Source organism: Paenibacillus sp. tmac-D7 (assembly GCF_006519665.1).
Classification (GTDB): domain Bacteria; phylum Bacillota; class Bacilli; order Paenibacillales; family NBRC-103111; genus Paenibacillus_G; species Paenibacillus_G validus.
Genome location: NZ_VIDW01000034.1, coordinates 1 through 15,836, shown reverse-complemented (window position 1 = coordinate 15,836; position 15,836 = coordinate 1). Strand labels below are relative to the sequence as shown.

Here is a 15,836-nt window from a genome sequence, read left to right as displayed (position 1 = left end):
TAGAAAAGGAATTTTCGTCGGACAACGCTTGGCTCCTTTTTTTGGGGAGGTTTAGTGAGATTAAGGAGTATTACTTTATGGAAATGGTATGCTTAGACCTGTAACTATCATTACGTTCTTTTTTAAAAATTAAAGAAGGTGTACTGCATGTTAAAATTAGAAGATATAAAAAAAGACAGCATAATCAACGGTTTATTGCCAATTGAATCTGCCAAAATCATTATGGTCGAGCAAGTAGGCCCAGATGCTCTTTCGGTTGTCTATAGATCAATGAGTGGCACTATTCAAGAACGAATGTTATTTCGAAGTGATGAAACGAATCTGTCATTAGCACAGGTAGGCCGTCCATGGTCGTTCGATGCCGATGAGGATGCATTTAAGCTGGCAGCAGAAGCATATCGGATAAACGTGGCTCATCTCTTCGACCCTATGATGGCCGTACATACGTCCAACGTAGAACCATTACCACACCAAATTACCGCTGTATATGAATCGATGCTGCCGCGGCAACCGCTTCGGTTTGTTCTTGCTGATGACCCAGGTGCAGGAAAGACCATCATGGCAGGACTGCTTATGCGGGAACTTATGATACGAGCGGATGCGAAACGTATTCTTATCATAGCGCCTGGAAGTCTTGTTGAACAGTGGCAGGATGAACTTTATGAGAAGTTTGATCTAGAGTTTGATTTATTTACGCGTGAGCTAGAGAAGGCATGTCGGTCGGGAAATCCCTTTGAAGAGCGAGACTTAATGGTAGTACGTCTAGATCAGCTAAGTCGAAGCGAAGAGTTACAGGAAAAGCTAAAGGCGACACACTGGGATCTCATTGTTGTAGACGAGGCACATAAGATGTCGGCTAACTGGTATGGGCAAAAGGTAAATGAAACTAAACGATTCAAGCTTGGTAAACTTGCAGGCAGCATAACAAGGCATTTTCTCCTTATGACTGCTACCCCGCATAACGGCAAAGAGGAAGATTTTCAGTTGTTCCTGTCCTTGCTCGATTCAGACCGATTCTATGGCAAATTTAGAGACGGTGTACAGCAGGTTGAAGTTAGCGATTTGATGCGTCGCATGGTCAAAGAGGAGCTTTATAAATTTGATGGTACTAAGCTCTTCCCTGAGAGACGCGCCATTACTGTTAATTACAAGCTGTCTGAAATGGAAGCGGCACTCTATGCTAAGGTAACGAACTATGTAAAGGAAGAGATGGACAAGGCCGATAAGTTGGAGGATAAAAAACGCAAAGGTACAGTTGGCTTCGCTTTGACTTCCCTACAGCGTCGGCTAGCCTCTAGTCCTGAAGCCATTTACCAATCCCTGAAGAAGCGCAAGGAGCGGTTGGAACGGCGTATTGAAGAAATGAAGGTACAACAGCGTGGTAGAGTCGCCTGGGAAACCACCTATGAAGTTCCTGACGATATTTATGAGTCCGATGAAGAGATGACGGACACTCAATACGAAGAATTTGAAGAAGAAGTTGTTTCTCAAGCGACTGCCGCGCAAACGATACAGGAGCTTGAGAAGGAAATTCAATCCCTTAAGCAATTGGAGCAAGTAGCTCGAGAGGTCGTTCAGTCCAATCAGGATACGAAATGGTCTGAGCTTTCCAGTCTATTGCTGGACGAACCGATGATGCGTGATGCTTCTGGCAATCGGCGTAAGATGATTATCTTTACTGAACATCGGGACACGTTGAACTATCTGGAGAATAAAATTAGCGGACTTCTTGGCAATGCAAAGGCGGTCGAGACGATTCATGGTGGGGTGAAGCGGGAAGATCGGAGAAAAGTACAGGAACTGTTCAGACATGACCCTGATACACTTGTCTTAATTGCAACGGACGCTGCTGGCGAGGGTGTCAACTTACAGAATGCCAACTTGATGGTGAATTATGATCTTCCATGGAACCCCAACCGCTTGGAGCAGCGTTTTGGTCGTATCCATCGTATTGGCCAGACAGAAGTTTGTCACCTATGGAACATGGTTGCGGCAGAAACGCGTGAGGGCGATGTGTTCCAGCGATTGCTGAATAAATTGGAAATCGAACGCGAAGCTCTTGGCGGGCGTGTCTTTGATATACTGGGAAAGGTGTTTGAACATCGGTCCCTGCGTGAATTGCTTATTGATGCCATCAGGTATGGTGATCGAGAAGACGTTAAAGCGCAATTGCAACAGCAAGTCGAAGGAGCGCTGAGCCCAGAGCATCTGCGTGACATATTGAATCGAAACGCACTAACTGAAGAAGTTATGACGCTTGAGCAGATGTATAAGGTGAAGGATGAGATGGAGAAAGCACAAGCGAGAAGGCTGCAACCATATTTCATTCGTGCTTTTTTCCGCGAGGCATTCTCACGCCTCGGTGGTGACATGAAAGAACGTGAGCGGGAGAGGTATGAAATATCACACGTTCCAGCTGTGATTCGTGAGCGCGACCGTCAAATCAGCGGACGAGTACGCAACCGAAAACCCGTATTAACGAAGTATGAACGAGTTTGTTTTGAGAAGCAATTGATTCGAGTAAAGGACAAACGAGAAGCTGCGCTTATTCATTCAGGACATCCGCTTATGCAGGCTGTAACGGACTTGATCCTGGAGCGGGAACGTGGGAAGCTAAAACAAGGAACTGTTCTTATTGATGAGAGTGATGACGGTACAACGCCTAAAATGCTCTTCATGGTTGAACATACAGTAAGAGAGAATGATTTCGAGCACAGTTCCCGTGAAGTATCTCGTCGGATTCAGTTCGTATCAATAGATGAGCAAGGGAATGCTGTATCTGCGGGTTATGCTCCCCATTTGGATTTGAGAAAAGCATCTGCTGAAGAACGTAATTTGGTTTCAGACGTCCTTCAAGGTCAATGGATAACAGGGGATTTGGAAGGCTTTGCGACACGTTTTGCGGCTGGGCATATCGGTATGTCGCACTATGAGGAAATCAAGCAACGTAGAGAACTTGAAGTTAATCGAACGCTAAAAGCGGTTCATGAAAGACTTATCGTGGAGATTAACTATTGGCAAGATAGGTATCTGAAACTTCAGGAGGATATCGCGGCAGGAAAACAACCGCGTGTCCAGCTTGAAAACGTCCGACGGACTATTGATGACTTGACTGCCCGCTTGGAACAGCGTCATAAGGAGTTGGAAGCCAAGCGTCATATTATATCGGCAACTCCAATTATTATTGGAGGAGCGCTTGTTATCCCAGCAGGACTTCTTGCTCAAAGAAGAGGTCAGCAGCTTCCTGTTGATGCGGCCAGCCGTAAACGTATCGAGTTGTTGGCAATGCAAGCGGTAATGGATGCGGAAAGGCAACTAGGTCATGAAGTCATCGATGTTTCTGCTGACAAGTGCGGATGGGATATTACTGCCCGTGTTCCGCAAGGTAATGCCAGATATGGACAGGAGCGGCATATTGAGGTTAAAGGCCGCGCTAAAGGACAAGATACGATTACTGTGACGCGAAATGAAATGCTGTATGGCCTGAACCAAGGGGATAAGTTCGTCCTTGCCATTGTTATCGTTGATGGTGATAAAGTTGATGGGCCGTATTATATCCGCAACCCGTTCCAGGAGAGACCTGATTGGGCAGAAGTAAGCAAAAATCTTGATATTGGCCTACTGTTAGAAAGAGCTGAACGAGTAACAACTACGAATGAAGTGAGTGAATAATAATGGCAAACATTAAGACGCCAAAGAAGTTGATAGAAGTGGCATTGCCACTTGATGATATTAATGAAGAGTCTGTTCGAGAGAAGTCCATACGGCAAGGACATCCATCGACCCTGCATTTATGGTGGGCTAGACGGCCACTTGCCGCAGCGCGGGCTGTTCTATTTGCACAAATGGTTAATGATCCTGGCTATGAGCGTCAACTAGGGCGAGGGATAAATAAAGAATCTGCCCAAAAAGAGCGCGAGCGGCTATTTGGAATAATGCGTAAACTTGTAAAGTGGGAGAACGTTAATAACGAAGAAGTGCTTAACGAAGCTCGTGAAGAAATCTGGAAGAGCTGGCGCGAAACGTGTGAACTAAATAAAGGTATTCCTGGGTTCGATCCAGACAAGCTTCCTGCCTTTCATGATCCTTTCGCTGGAGGTGGAGCCATTCCGTTAGAGGCACAGCGTCTTGGACTAGAATCTTATGCATCTGATCTTAATCCTGTTGCGGTTATGATAAATAAAGCGATGATCGAGATTCCGCCAAAATTTGCTGGATCGCCTCCAGTAAACCCAGAGCAAAATAATGGACTAATACAAGTGGATGATGATTGGATTGGAGCCAAAGGTCTTGCGGAGGATGTTCGATATTACGGCCAGTGGATGCGTGAAGAGGCTCATAAAATAATTGGGCATCTATATCCTGAGGTAGACTTGCAGCCTGAACATGGTGGCGGAAAATCAACAGTTATCGCTTGGATCTGGGCACGAACAGTTAAAAGTCCAAATCCTGCGTTTAGCCACGTTGATGTGCCACTGGTTTCGACCTTTTACTTATCAACCAAAAAGGGAAAAGAAGTTTACATTGAACCAGTTGTCGAAGGAGATTCGTATAAGTTTGAAGTGAGATATGGAAAACCACAAAACGAAGAAAGGGTGAAAAATGGTACTAAGTTAGCTCGAGGAGCAAATTTTCAATGTCTATTATCCGACACGCCTATTACACCTAATTATATAAAAAATGAGGGATTAGCTGGTCGTATAGGTACACGCCTAATGGCTATAGTCGCTAAAGGCAGTCGGGGAAGATATTATTTGTCCCCCACCACATCAATGGAAACTGTGGCTTTTTCAGTTAAGTCTGATTGGCGCCCTGATGTGGAAATCCCAGGGGATAAGCGTTCCATGTTTACACCACTATATGGACTAACGCATTTCAGCCATCTTTTTACGGAGCGTCAACTTTTTGCTCTTACTGTTTTTTCTGATTTGGTCCTCAAGGTACGAGAGAAGGTTATTTTCGATGCGATCCAAGTAGACAAGAACAGAAAGAATGATAGATTTGACGCAAATTCATATGCTGACGCAATAGCTGTGTATTTAGCATTGGCTGTAGATCGCTTGGCAATGTCAGGAAACTCCTTGGTGCGTTGGAACCCCGTTGGGGAAAAGGCACAACACGCTTTTGGTAGACAAGCCCTTCCGATGTTGTGGGATTTTGCCGAGCCGAATTTTTTAGCTGGTGCTACTGGCAGCCTCTCAGCAGCTGTCAAGTTAATTTATGATACATTGATTTGGTTCACTAAGGATGTTCAACAGGGGGGCTCGGTCCAACTTAATGCGACTAATCAAAACTTGAGCGATACTAAAATAGTATCAACTGACCCACCGTACTACGACAATATTGGATATGCCGACCTTTCAGATTTTTTCTATGTGTGGCTTAGGCGTTCGTTGAAGCCTTTATTCCCAGACTTATTTGGGACACTTGCAGTTCCCAAGAACGAAGAGTTAGTTGCAATACCTTACCGCCATAGTAGTAAAGAACAAGCAGAAATGTTTTTTTTGGAAGGGATGACCCGTGCCATGCATAATCTTGCTGTGCAGGCTCATCCAGCCTTTCCTGTAACGATTTACTACGCTTTCAAACAATCTGATACTTTAGATTCAGGAATAGTATCAAGTGGTTGGGAAACTTTTTTAGAAGCAGTAATACGAGCAGGCTTTGCGTTAACTGGAACTTGGCCGATGCGTACAGAAATGAAAACTCGCCAAGTTGCTATGGGTACAAATGCCTTGGCAAGTAGTATCATTCTTGTTTGTCGTCGCAGATCAAGCGAAGCGGAAACAGTTTCACGTCGTCTATTTGTACGTGAATTAAACGAAACGCTTCCTGAAGCATTGGAAACCATGATTGGAGGAAATCGTGAATCCTCACCTATTGCTGCTGTTGATTTACAACAAGCTTCTATCGGTCCTGGTATGTCTGTATTTTCTAAATACAAAGCAGTGCTCGAAGCTGATGGGTCACAGATGACGGTCAGAACTGCATTGCAGTTAATTAACCGCGTCGTAGATGCATACCTAAATGCATCAGACGGGGAGCTTGATGCTGATACGCTCTTTTGTCTCAACTGGCTGGACCAATTTGGTTGGAATCCAGGTGACTACGGCCAAGCTGAAGTCTTGGCGACAGCTAAGGGCACGACCGTTGAAGGCATGAAAGCGGCAGGGGTGCTAGAATCAGGGCAAGGTAAAGTAAGATTAATCAAGTGGAAAGAATACCCAACTACGTGGAACCCTGAACAAGATAACCGTACTCCTGTATGGGAAGCCCTTCATCATATGATTCGATCACTTCAACAGCGAGGGGAACAAGATGCAGGTAGAGTACTTGCGGGCATGCCAGCGCGTTCAGACTCAATTCGGAATCTTGCTTACCGCCTTTATACTTTGTTTGAGCGTAAGGGCTGGGCAGATGATGCACGCCCTTATAACGAACTTATCGCAAGTTGGGACGCTATCGACGCAGCAGCACATGATATTGGACACCATGGAACACAGATAGAGCTATTTTAGCTGAAGCACAGTTAAAGGAGATCGTCAGTTATGAGTATAAAACCTTGGCGAGAAATTGCTATACCGCATCAAGATGTCTTGCACGGGACATTTCAGCAATCTGAATTCGCGGCAGACTTAAGCCGAGTACATCAAGGATCGGCATCACCTGAATATGGCGATCCTAAGCTGTTTTACTCTCGAACCTTCATTACCGAAGGCATGAAGTTGCTGTTGGACTCTGTCATTAAACGTTTGAGCGGACGTGGAGGAGATCCCGTAATCCAGCTTCAAACAGCTTTTGGGGGCGGTAAAACACATACTATGCTTGCCGTATATCATTTGGCAAGTGGAAAAGCCCCTCTTAGCGAACTTCAAGGCGTGGCATCAATTGTAGATGCTGCTGGCATTATGGATGTGCCAAAAGCCAGAGTTGTTGTGCTGGATGGTAATGAACTTTCACCGAACCAGACGCATAGCAGAGATGGCGTACTGATTCACACCATGTGGGGAGAACTTGCATGGCAACTAGGGCAAGCGGAAGCCTACAATATCGTAAAAGATGCAGATGTGAGCGGAACATCACCAGGTAAGGCTATACTAGCTGAACTGCTTAGTAAGTATTCACCATGTGTTATTCTAATCGATGAGTTGGTTGCCTACCTCCGACAATTTGAAGAAGGCAGAACCTATGCAGGGGGAACGTTCGATTCCAATTTGTCCTTTATTCAAGCATTGACCGAGGCCTTGAAGGCCGTTCCACAAGCCATGATGCTTGCTTCCCTGCCTGAATCGCATGCCGAGCTTGGCGGAATTCGCGGGCAACAGGCCCTCGATGCACTTGAGAAGTACTTTGGCCGTGTCCAGGCACTATGGAAGCCTGTAGCTACTGAAGAGGCTTTTGAGATTGTAAGACGCAGACTTTTTACGAACATTTCGGATGTACATGCCGTGGAAGAGGTCTGCCGCGCTTATTCCGAGCTTTATGTGCAGCATAGTACGGAGTTCCCTTCCGAGACACAAGAAACTCGTTATCTGGATCGGCTTAACCAATCATACCCTATACATCCTGAAGTCTTTGATCGTTTGTATGAAGACTGGTCGTCGTTGGATAAGTTCCAGCGTACCCGTGGTGTCCTCAAACTTATGGCCAAAGTTATTCATAAGCTCTGGACAGAAGGCAATGCATCACCGATGATTCAATGTAGCGATTTGCCGCTAAACGATCAGGATGTACGGAACGAATTAGTGTACTATCTACCACAAGGATGGGACCCTGTGCTTGAGCGGGATGTTGATGGTCATCGTGCTGAGACGGTAACTATTGATCGTGATTCCCGATTTGGTGCATATCAAGCTGCGCGGCGGGTAGCAAGAACAATCTTTTTGGGTAGTGCACCAAGCGTTACCCTAAAGTCGCAACGAGGCATCGATCAGTTGCGGATTCTACTTGGATGCGTGCAGCCTGGACAAACAATCGGTGTCTACAAAGATGTTCTGAGACGTATGAGCGATGTTCTGCACTACCTAAACAATGTGAATAATCGTTTCTACTACGATACCCGTCCGAATCTTCGTCGAGAGATGGAAGAGCGCAAACAACGGTTTACTGATACTGATTCCGAGATACGTGCCCGCCTTACCAAGTTGCTGGATACCAGACGGGAGTTTGCTGGCGTTCACATATTCACCCCATCGGCTGATATACCTGACGATGAAGAACTGCGGTTAGTGGTTCTCCCGACAAATGGTGCATACAGTCGATCGGCACACAACCAAGCGTTTACGTTTGCGGGCGATATTTTGATAAAACGGGGCAGTCAGCCGCGCAGTCATCAAAATCGATTGATATTCTTGGCGGCAGATTATGAAGCGGTACAGCGTCTCCGAGAGAGCATTCGAACGGTGTTGTCGTGGCAGTCCATCGTAAATGATATCAAGGACGCCAGACTGAATCTGGATCGAGTCCAGCAAAAGCAAGCTGAGGAACAACAGGCGCGTTCACAAGATGTTGCCTCACGTACCCTGCGCGAAGCGTTCAAATGGCTTCTGGTGCCGTATCAGGAAGCGCGACAAGGCCAAGGGGTAACAGACGTAGCCTGGGAAGCAATGTCGATCCAGCCGAATGCGAATGATGCAATGGTAGACATCGCAAACAAACTAAAGGAAGATGGACTGCTGATCACCACGTGGGCTCCAGTGCACCTTAGTTCCATGTTGAAGACATGGTTCTGGAAAAATGAATTGAATGATGCACACGCACTTGATGTATGGAAGAAGACTTGTCAGTATCTTTACTTGCCTCGTCTTCATAACCAATCCGTGTATCATCAAGCAATAGATGCTGGGGTTCGTAGTCGTGACTTTTTCGGAGTGGCGTATGGTCGTGAGGGAGAAGAATACCAAGGATTTGCGTTGGAACAGAACATAAGTGTTATTCTTGACGGGACTACATTATTAATTCATCCAATGATTGCTCAAGCTTATGATGCTGTTCAAAAGCAGTTAAGGGCGCAAAGGGAAGCAGGACAACAAGGAGGTAGTAATACACCTCCAACAAGCGGAGGAACCCTACCAGTGAGTCCCCTAGGAGGGTCTTCTGGGGGTTCGTTAGGTCCTATTGGGCCCGTGAACCCCGAGCCTCCAGTCGTAACTCCGCCAGTGCAACAAGTGAAGCGGCGCTTCTATGGTAAGGTGCAGTTACCCAAAACGACTGCCAAGATGGACTTCGCAAAGATATACGACGAGGTTCTGAGCCATTTTGCACTTAAACATGACGGGACTGTTACGATTACTGTTGAGGTGGAGGCTACTTCACAAGGCGGTTTTGATGAAGCATTCCAACGCATTATTCGTGAGAATGGTGGACAGCTTAGATTTGATATGACGGAATTTGAAGAAAATTAACTTTAGTAGAAGCATAGATAATAAGAGAATGACACATAATCATCATTATATAACAAATTGTGGTGTTGAACCTGGTACTTGAAAGCTAATAGTAAAATACTAGTGGATTTATTAGTATGGTAATAATGGATCTTAAGCATGAGCACTGAGGGATGCTGTGTTAAATACACGATTGGTTGAGTGAACGAGTATCACAATTTTGGTCGAATTGTAGTTTGCCAAATCTATGAAACTATGATGTCATGATTTTGCCTAGCAGACTGCTGTAAACATTGGAAATTGAAGTCAAGAGTCTGGATCGCAGAAGCGCCGCACATGACACATTGACAAGGTTCACTGGTGGACACGGACTCACACAGCAACCAACTAGCACTCCATATTGAACACGCCTCCTCAACTATCATAGCATAGTTGAGGAGGCGTAATGTACGAGTGGCTGCAATACAATTATATCTTACCTGTCAACTTAGAGAAAATGATTACTTAGGTTTTTCCTTCGATAGGAATGCTGTAACTATTCGGGATAAGACCATTTCACAGTATTATAATAAGTTGAATCGAAATATAAAGAAGATTCTGAAAAGAAAAGATGATCCAAAAACAAAAGTAATCATAAAGAGCATACGCCTCTATCGAAAATTTGGATATCATGAGCATGAGGTTAGCAAGGATTTAAAAAATAGGAACTTCCTTAATTATGTCGATAGGGCCGAACGAATATTTGGTCCTAATGAGCGAGTTAACGTAGTGAAGTCAAGACACATTCAGATGATAAAAAGAAAAATGAGAAATCATGAAAGTTGACGATCATTGTGGTCGTCTTTTTTGTGCGAATTTACATAAACAAGGACTTATTGCCTATATTGTCGAATTATCAGTAAAGGGATTTTATTCCATAGGAACATATATTCGATGACAACCTATTGTCTAATCATGATGTTTAAATAGGATCAACAGACATTAGCGATGGCAGGGATTAGGTAATGGCATTTCTGAAATGCTCGGAATGCACCAATATGCTAAAGGCAATTCAAATTTTGGGCATACCAATTCGATTTGTCTGTTTTAACCGACCCAAATGAAGACACCATTAACGAGCATATTCGAAAGGTAAATCTATCAGCACTCCAAGCCCTATCCAAGCAGGAATTGAACTCCTTTCTATAAAGAAGTGGTTGCAGAGATGTGGACCCGATTGTTGAGAGAATGTGGCAGCATAAAGGATATATTCGAATGGAACCTGCAATCCGGATCTTAGAAGGTGCCGTTCCCCGTTGTGTTATTGAAGATGGCCAGGCAATTCCTATTGAATTGGATGCTGCATTGCTATCCAGGTTGAACGATACATCTGAAGAACATCAATATCTGTTATCGCTGGTCAATTCGGGAATGACGTTAAGATCTAATCCTTACGAATGATTTAAAATAGTGGAGGCAAACATGAACATTACCCAAATCGAAGAAGCCTTGAATATTCCAGAAACATCAATGCGTTGTCAACGTGTGCTTGATGAAGTCCAACCCGTGCTTCGTCAACTTATGGACGAGTTTAAAAACAAATATGCGAATGCCGCCCCCGAATTGCTCGATTATTATGTTCATACATATGAAGCTACTCTCCGTACAACGATGCATGATGCTCGGAATCCTAAATATGCAGAAAGCAAACAGAATTCTGATATTGGCAAAAAAGCATTTGTTGAATTAATGGATAAAAGCTTCTTTCAATCAGAGTACTCCGCTTTAATGCTATCGTTAAACGGATCAGATAGAAAATTGAAAATTATATTGTCCAGCAATTTCTATCCTTTCTGGGAAGCAGTGCGAACTCAGCGAAACGTAGATAAACTTAGCGAGAGTCTTGAAGCACTTTCTGATCAGGTAAGTATTTATATTAGTGATAAGGACGAAGTTTTGATAAACAAATCAGACTTGATTCCCTATGTTCAAAAATGTGCAAATGAGAAGCGCCGTCCATGGATTTATTTTGGGACATTAATTGCTTTTGATCAGATCCCACAAATGGATGAACTAGTTGATGTAATATGGGGTACTTGGAATTTGCTTGAACCAATAAGAAAGTTTATACGTAATGAGGCTGCTAACCATGCACTCTCCTTAACGATTTTGGAACAGTTCAACTCTCATATAGAAGATATCAAGCTCTCTCTCTATGGCAAAGAATACCTCGTTAAATTTGATCAAGTGAATCAAATCAAACCTAACCAACGCCGGCAAAAATATGGCATCTATGATAAAGGCCAATTGGTAAAGGATGGGATGTTAGAAAATTACTTGAGGGAACCAAATGAAGCTATCGGCGTGTTTGTCAACGGATATGGGCATCTCTTCTATAATATTCGTAACTTACATGGAAATGGACTTATTCAATGGTCGATAACGAAAAGCTTTAAGTTCCGAGGTAAAGATCAATACTCATCTAGTAAGAATAAAGAATATCAAACTAAATCGCTTGAAGAATTAATGAAGCATGGTTTTCAGCTTGATGGGAATTCGTTTATTGTTGGTGCTTGGGATAATGAGAAGTTACGGTTTTCTGAGCCAATCGAAAATGTGAAGAGCAGGTTGATCACAGCTGCTGCACTATTCGCAGATTGTACAGGAATGATCAATCTTCCCAAAGATCCACCAGAGCAATTCATTCAGGATGATGAACCTCATGCTGAGGAAGAGGATGAAATGGAAGAGGGTTTTCAGCACGATTTTAACCTGTTCGCCATCTTGTCCAATGTACGCGAAAGTCCTTACACATACCCGGACGCCATTGTTCGGGACTTTCATTTGAATTTGACGAGCCTGGAAGACAAGCATTTTGTCATCCTGAACGGGATATCCGGTACGGGGAAAACAAGACTTTGCTTGCTTTATGCAAACGCTGTGTACGGCAAAACGTACGACGCGATAAATCCGTATTTGAAAGTCATCCCGGTTCGGCCGGATTGGACCGATTCTACGTCTTTATTCGGTTATTATAGCGCTTTGGAAAAAAGATATGTTCGGACACCCTTTCTGAACGCAGTGCTTCAAGCGATCCAGGAAGGAAAACCGATGTTCATTGTGCTGGACGAGATGAATCTAGCCCGTGTCGAATATTATTTGAGCGACTACTTAAGTGCCATTGAATCGAGACAGCCGATTCGTCTGCATACGGAAAGTCATATTACAGATGTTCCGCAGGAAGTGCAAATCCCTCACAACCTATATGTAATCGGAACGATTAACGTGGATGAGACAACGCATAGCATATCTGATAAGGTGTTGGACAGAGCCTTCGTGATGACATTGTCAGATGTAGATTTAGATCAGTTCTGGGTTAATATAGAGTCCAAGTATAAAACTACCTTGCATGAGGAATGGGGACTATTGCAGGAACTTCATCAAAAATTAAGACACTATGACCTTCATTTCGGCTACAGAACGATGAATGAGATGCTCCGTAAACTTTATGCCAACGCTGAGCTTGATCAGGAAATCCGGATGGAAAAGAAAGAAGCTGTTGATAGAGTTATCGCTGAGAAAGTATTACCGAAGATTCGCGGGGAAGAACGGATCGATTCTTTGCTCGTTAACTTGATTGAATGGACAAGCACAAAATTGGGCGATGGCTCGGAATCACTATTTCATCTGCTGCGCATGAAGGGAGAACTGGATCGATATGGCGCTACCCAGTTCTGGAGATAAGCCCGAATTTTATTGCCCGGATACAGGGATGTGGACCCCTATTGAAAAAATGCGTTTTGAAGAAGCGAAAACGTATCGTTGGAGAACGAAATGCAATGTTCCGTTCAAATTACTTCTGAATGGAATGCCATTGCCAATGGTCTCTACGGATTACGGCTGGGAAGGCGAATGGGCGGCGCCTTTTCAGTCGGGCATGCTTGTATTCACCATTGAGAATGTAAAGCGGATAACCATAGAAACCTTTTTGTATTCGGATAAGCGGAAATTAACAGAAATCGATTTCCAACAGATGATTTCGGATATTCTTACAGAAGCCGCGGCTTGTTTTCAGCATTGCGGAGTACATTCGAAGTTTGACAACAGCGGTTTTGTGCGGAAAGTATCCATGGCTCAGTGGGATTATATCGAAAGGACTTTTCATCGGTTGCAGCGAACGTTCAAAGAAATTCAAGCGGAACCGCTTCGCAGGCTAAGAACAACGGATCAATGGATTCACAGGGAAAGTGTGAAGCATGTAACGCCCGCTCTGCTCGCATGGTGGGAACGTCATTCAGGCTACGGAATGAGTCCGGAGATTCCTGTTCCGGAGCTCATTTGGTCCGGTGTACGGGAAGATACCTTCAACGTATATGAAAATCAGGTCCTGCTTCGACAGCTGCATGAATTACAGCGTCTTCTGCGTGAATATCAAGCCGCAGCTGTTGATGCCATACGATTAAAAGCAGGGCATTATCTTGACCGTATCCACTATTGGCTTCGGTCTTCCTTTTTGCACCAAATACAGCCGCACGTCGGTCCGGTTGTGGTTTCTCAAGCTTTTCGCAAACATCCGATATATCGCAATTGGTTTTCTTGGTTTCATCAGCTTTATCAGTTTAATCAGTACTCGATTGGCTTCAAAAGCTCGATTCCGCTGAAGGATACGTATCACCTTTATGAAATTTGGGTTTTCATGCAGATGGTTAAGATACTTCGGGAAAATAAAGCAGTGTTTGATACTTCTGAGCTGTTTTCCCTGGAACAGGACGGGCTTGTATTGAAATTGTCCGAGAAGAAAGAGAGTCGAGTTAAACTTGTGGGCGGAGCGACACTCGCATATCAGCGGTGGTTTACAAGCGCAACGCAAGATTTCGTCACGTACACGCATGGGATGAAGCCCGATATTGTGCTCGAATCGGAGGGAAGGTTATATATTTTTGACCCCAAATATCGGCTTGACCATAACCTTCCGATGGCACTCGGCGAGATGCATAAGTATCGGGATGGAATCGTGAGTAAAGCGGACGGCAGCAGGGTTGTGGAAGAAGTATATATCATTACACCGGCGTCTGGGGAAGAAAATTCACACCTATTCGGAGATGAATATCGGAAGCGGTATCGGATGGGAGCTTATTGCTTAAAGCCGGGCGGAATTGTTCGAGAGTTGGAGAACAAATTAGCTGAAATTTTAATGGAAATGGATATGTGACCAAGAGAATGAAATGATTGGGGAACGTGTATTAATTGGGCGAGTTGTAAGTGTCAGTTAATACACATTTTTCTGGCAGGGGATTGAAAAGATCCATCTTTACCTGGTTTGAACGGATTGTCATCATTCAAAATCTTGACGAAATCATCCGTTTTGTATCGTAATGGGAGTATATAGAAAATACATGCTACGGAGGGTGTCTAACATGAGTAGTCAGGAACAAGAGCTGCTGCTCTTCGAAGCGGAGCGGTGGGAGATGGGCGAGGGCGACCATCTGGAGAATCAGTATTGGGAGCAGGGCTTGTCGCTGTATAACCGGCTGTCGGAGCTGTGCCCGGGGGAGGAGCGATACCGGAACAATCTGCTCCGGTGTTTACTCGAGCTGGGGCGCGACCTGAAGATGAGCAGGACGAACCTAAAGCGGGCCCAGAATCTGTTCCTGCAGGCCGTGCGTATGGAGCCTGAGCATTCTCTGGCGTGCTATCGGCTTGGATTTCTGTACTATTACGATCAACGTTGGGAAGAGTCCGCATTGTACTTTGGCAAAGCGCTGCAGAGATCGGTGAGGTACCGCCAGCACCGGATTACCGATGAGCAGGCTGTGAAGGCACTCTGCTACCAAACCCGAGCGTACCAGCACCTGAGCCGCCGGTCAATGGAAACGGTCATGACCCTGTGGGGCGGCATGAAGGGACAACTGCGCGACCGTCTGAAGGAGCTCGTGGGCGAAACAGAGTCGCTGCTGCTTGAGGACGGCGGGTTCAAGTCACTCCGTCTGTCGGAGAAGCATAAGGAGCGGGATATTTCGGAGGCGGCATACGAGCAGCTGGTTGACAGCGGGAGGACTGTGCTCAGCTTCACGGAGGCGCCCCGCCAAGTATGGCTGCATCTGCAGGGAACGAAGCGGATCCAGCTAAGAGAGCGTCCGGCGGAATTTTTGTGGCTGCTCATGGAGTCGGAGCGTCCGCTAAAGGGGGCGGATCTGTATGAATCCAGGTTCGGTAAACCGATGCCGCCTCGCAGCACGGTGGTCAAATCGAACATCAACCGGATCCGCTACGAGCTGGCGCAACATCAGGACGACCACGAGAAGCCGTACCTGCTCACGCTTCAGGAGGGATATCAGTGGAATCATCAGGCTTGGCCCGACCCGGTGATTGTGTATCGGGATGGCAGCGTATACCGGAGCAAGGAGGATATGGAGCTGGGAGAATAAGCGCCAGCTTCTTTTTTTATGCTCGTTTCATGGGTTGCGGAGCTAG

The 15,836-nt window shown here is 45.1% G+C and carries 8 protein-coding genes; all 8 read left to right on the top strand.

Going from position 1 to position 15,836, the window contains the following annotated elements:
- Positions 1–147: 147 nt before the first annotated feature.
- The 8 genes from FKP33_RS19840 (at position 148) to FKP33_RS19805 (ending at position 15,790) form a co-directional block, all read left to right on the top strand.
- Positions 148–3,672 (top strand): helicase-related protein, encoded by a 3,525-nt coding sequence (locus FKP33_RS19840; RefSeq protein WP_141336165.1) that lies wholly within the window; start codon positions 148–150, stop codon positions 3,670–3,672.
- A 2-nt stretch (positions 3,673–3,674) separates the two neighbouring features.
- Positions 3,675–6,518, top strand: a complete 2,844-nt coding sequence (locus tag FKP33_RS19835; protein WP_141336164.1) for a DUF1156 domain-containing protein — start codon at positions 3,675–3,677, stop codon at positions 6,516–6,518.
- Between the two features lie 30 nt (positions 6,519–6,548).
- Positions 6,549–9,404, top strand: coding sequence for an ATP-binding protein (locus FKP33_RS19830; protein ID WP_141336163.1), 2,856 nt, complete (start codon positions 6,549–6,551; stop codon positions 9,402–9,404).
- 432 nt (positions 9,405–9,836) lie between these two features.
- A complete protein-coding gene (locus FKP33_RS19825) occupies positions 9,837–10,208 on the top strand; it encodes a hypothetical protein (protein WP_141336162.1) in 372 nt (123 codons plus the stop codon).
- Between the two features lie 429 nt (positions 10,209–10,637).
- A complete protein-coding gene (locus FKP33_RS19820) occupies positions 10,638–10,823 on the top strand; it encodes a hypothetical protein (RefSeq protein ID WP_141336161.1) in 186 nt (61 codons plus the stop codon).
- A 21-nt stretch (positions 10,824–10,844) separates the two neighbouring features.
- A complete protein-coding gene (locus tag FKP33_RS19815) occupies positions 10,845–13,106 on the top strand; it encodes an McrB family protein (protein ID WP_141336160.1) in 2,262 nt (753 codons plus the stop codon).
- A gap of 136 nt (positions 13,107–13,242) precedes the next feature.
- Positions 13,243–14,574 carry a DUF2357 domain-containing protein gene (locus tag FKP33_RS19810; RefSeq protein WP_181410221.1) on the top strand — a complete coding sequence of 444 codons (1,332 nt, stop codon included), beginning with the start codon at positions 13,243–13,245 and terminating at the stop codon, positions 14,572–14,574.
- Between the two features lie 205 nt (positions 14,575–14,779).
- Positions 14,780–15,790 (top strand): hypothetical protein, encoded by a 1,011-nt coding sequence (locus FKP33_RS19805; protein ID WP_141336158.1) that lies wholly within the window; start codon positions 14,780–14,782, stop codon positions 15,788–15,790.
- The last annotated feature ends 46 nt before the right edge of the window (positions 15,791–15,836 follow it).

What these genes read in the sequence shown, in the direction of transcription:
- FKP33_RS19835 (WP_141336164.1), top strand. Translation starts at nt 3,675, where the DNA reads ATGGCAAACATTAAGACGCCAAAGAAGTTGATAGAAGTGGCATTGCCA.
- FKP33_RS19805 (WP_141336158.1), top strand. Translation starts at nt 14,780, where the DNA reads ATGAGTAGTCAGGAACAAGAGCTGCTGCTCTTCGAAGCGGAGCGGTGG.
- FKP33_RS19820 (WP_141336161.1), top strand. Translation starts at nt 10,638, where the DNA reads ATGGAACCTGCAATCCGGATCTTAGAAGGTGCCGTTCCCCGTTGTGTT.
- FKP33_RS19810 (WP_181410221.1), top strand. Translation starts at nt 13,243, where the DNA reads ATGGTCTCTACGGATTACGGCTGGGAAGGCGAATGGGCGGCGCCTTTT.
- FKP33_RS19840 (WP_141336165.1), top strand. Translation starts at nt 148, where the DNA reads ATGTTAAAATTAGAAGATATAAAAAAAGACAGCATAATCAACGGTTTA.
- FKP33_RS19815 (WP_141336160.1), top strand. Translation starts at nt 10,845, where the DNA reads ATGAACATTACCCAAATCGAAGAAGCCTTGAATATTCCAGAAACATCA.
- FKP33_RS19830 (WP_141336163.1), top strand. Translation starts at nt 6,549, where the DNA reads ATGAGTATAAAACCTTGGCGAGAAATTGCTATACCGCATCAAGATGTC.